The sequence below is a fragment of the Bradyrhizobium sp. genome, from assembly GCF_004799445.1.
Taxonomy (GTDB): domain Bacteria; phylum Pseudomonadota; class Alphaproteobacteria; order Rhizobiales; family Xanthobacteraceae; genus Bradyrhizobium.
The window spans coordinates 1-2,276 of the sequence record NZ_SSNA01000068.1; the positions used below are offsets into that span (position 1 = coordinate 1).

At 54.2% G+C, this 2,276-nt stretch carries 1 protein-coding gene; it reads right to left on the reverse strand.

Translation table 11 applies throughout. The annotated features are described in order from the left end of the window. Positions 1 to 315: 315 nt before the first annotated feature. A complete protein-coding gene (locus E8A46_RS09175) occupies positions 316 to 768 on the reverse strand; it encodes a hypothetical protein (RefSeq protein ID WP_291559660.1) in 453 nt (150 codons plus the stop codon). Between the last annotated feature and the right edge of the window lie 1,508 nt (positions 769 to 2,276).

The window sequence follows — 2,276 nt, forward strand, 5'->3', positions numbered from 1 at the left end:
TCACCCTATCGGCCTATAGGATGGGATAACGGGTTATCTCTTGCAGGTTCCTGCAAGCTTCCCAATTGTATGGGGAACCGGATCAGAATGGGTCGAAAACAATCAAAAACGGGCCAATTCCTGCACTTTTGGACCTAATTAGGGTTTCCAAACGTTAACTTCTTAAGTTTCTTGAAACTATCATTGGGCAATGTTAGTTACTGATAACGGTCGCCGTAAGCGTTAGAACCCCCCGTAGCTGAACCTGAAGTAATTCCGACGGGGTATAAGGTTTCAAGGCGGTGGTGTCTCAGCAGCACTAGGTAGGGTTCGCTCCTATCCGGCCGTAATAATCCTCTGGTAGATCACTTCATCCGGTCTAATCCGCCTACCAATAATGATGGTGGTCGCAGACCAATAGTGCCCATTGGGCCCATCGAAGATCTGCGCGACTAATTGCAGAACGCGCGCCCTATGCTTCTTTACCAGCACAACTTTGTTGGTCTCATTCGCGCAAACAGCGGCTTCCCAGTTTGCCGCCACATCCACAAAACAAGCTTGGACCGCCTCAAATCCAATGTCCTTAAGTCGGCTGGCCCGGTCCCGATCGATATGAGCTAATCCGTATCCTTTAGGCCCAGGAAGCCCCTCAGCAAGGCGGATGGGTCCGGCAGGAAAGCCAATGGCCTTTGAGGCGGTGACATCAATCACCCCAATGTCGATTGAGCCGTTGATTTTAAGCCAAACCGCCTCATGTTTTTTGGGCTTCTCTTCCCGACCATCACTCACAAAGCACCGCCTCAGGGCAAAACATCTCTTGCTGGCAACTAATCCAGCCTACTACCCTCAGGTAAAAAACGACTTAATTTATTAACGGCCGTTAAGACCTGTGGCCGCTCAGGTGGCGGCCTCTTTCATTCAACCCCACTGAATTTTAAGCCACCGGCCGGCAATGCCTCAAGACCCTTACATCCGCGAAAAGTTCACCCGCGAGCAATCGTTCGCAAGGAAGGTCGCGCAGGAATTATGGTACTGGCCTGTTTTAATCCCTAGTTGCCTAAGTTAAGTTTCGCAGTGGCCTAATTTGAGTTTGAAGAATCCTCGGGCCGAGCCGAAACTTATTTTGCATCCGCCCGTTGTGATAGGGCAGCCCCCGTAGACTGGTACTAAGGAGGTGCGGACATGCCTGCAGTAGGCCTATCTTCTAACAGCGTCCCACCGTTTAACAGCGTCCCACCGTTTTCCCCGCTTTGTCCGACATGCAACAAAAAAATGGTGTTCATATCGGTCACCCCGACCTGCCAAAGCATAATCTACGAATACATGTGCAGGAACGACGGAGACCATCTCAGTTGGGAATGCCGTCAATCTCATCAGCAGAAAGTGGTTCGCAGTGAGTTGCGGCAACCAGCCTAAGCCGCCTCAGTTGGCGGCCTCTTTCATTAGTTGCCCCGGATCGCTGGATTCCGATTGTGCGGCCACCAGGGGCTCGCCAAGCACGGCCGCGGCCACGGGCTTTGGGGGCTGCAGATGGGGGCGACCGTGCAGGCCGCGCGCTCGCGGGAAGACGCGACCCGCTGAAGCAATGAAGCTTTCGAGGAAGCGTTCCATGATCCTCGTCAAGACTGAGGCGCGGACTGGGCCCCGCGCCTCGATGGCCCCGCCATGACTCTTCGGAGGCCGCTGGAATGTCCTAATTCGACCGCCACGCGCTGATGGCGACGGCAACCCCCACCATAAGGACTGCCAGAGGCATCCAGTACTGGATATGAACGCCGAAGACGCTGAATCCCTCGACGAGGATATGCAAGGCCGTTCCCCCCTATGGAACCGTATGGCCCGCACATCAGAAAATATATGATTTTTTTATCTTTGGCCGTCGGATGGCGACTTGGCGGAACCTTGCTCTAGATCATGGTCTAGCGCCTGAGCCGTCATATCCTGACCGATGGCCCATTTCATTTTCAGGTGCCCGGCGACCAGTCTCAACGTCCAGCACCAAACGGATGATAACCCGGATATTTCCGAGAACGAGTATGTGGGGGTCATGTGCCCCGCCTGCACCAACATGCATTTGCTCAACCGAAAGACCGGCAAGCTATTGGGCCAAGATGGCGAGTAATGCAGCCTCACGGATGCTGTTCCGGTAGGTCAGGGTCCCGTCCCTGTTTTGCTGTGCGGAATGGACTCGCGAGGTGATCGGTGACGTGATGTATTGGCGCGAAGAGTGTCTGGTCCAGGCTTCGATCTGTCGTGAGAAGGCCCAAGCCGATCCGGCGCGTTACGACTATTGGATC